This window comes from Bacteroides sp. OF04-15BH (assembly GCF_003477995.1).
Lineage (GTDB): Bacteria > Bacteroidota > Bacteroidia > Bacteroidales > Bacteroidaceae > Paraprevotella.
On record NZ_QUEM01000086.1, the window covers coordinates 1630 to 2099 of the forward strand.

General features: G+C 44.5%; 1 pseudogene. It reads left to right on the forward strand.

The window, feature by feature from the left end:
- A pseudogene (locus tag DXA74_RS15885) lies at nt 1–323 on the forward strand (hypothetical protein); the annotation flags it as partial.
- Nucleotides 324–470 lie beyond the last annotated feature (147 nt).

A 470-nucleotide genomic window follows, 5' to 3' on the forward strand; every position in this document is an offset into this window, starting at 1 on the left:
TTCTCTACACCCTCAATCTGGATACACAATTGCCCTTCAATGTGACTTTCAATACCGACATGAATCTGTTTATGCGCCGCGGCTACGGTGACCAGAGTATGAACACAAACGAATGGGTTTGGAATGCCAATCTGAGCCGTTGCATCGACAAACGGAAAACCTGGGTTGTGAAACTGTCCGCCCATGATTTGCTGGGCCAGATCAGCGCGGTACGCAAAACAATTAATGCCCAAGGGCGTGTAGAAACCATAAGCAATACCATTACCCAAAACATCATGCTGCATCTGATCTGGAAATTCAATAAACAGCCATCAAAGAAATGAAACTGAATAAAATACATCCGATAGTGACCGTTCTTCTCCCCGTCTATAATGCGGGGAGTTTCGAACAGTTCATTCTAAAACCGAACCATCTTATGTGCATACGACAACTATTCTTTTCCATCCTGCTTTGCCTCTCCGTCATTGCTT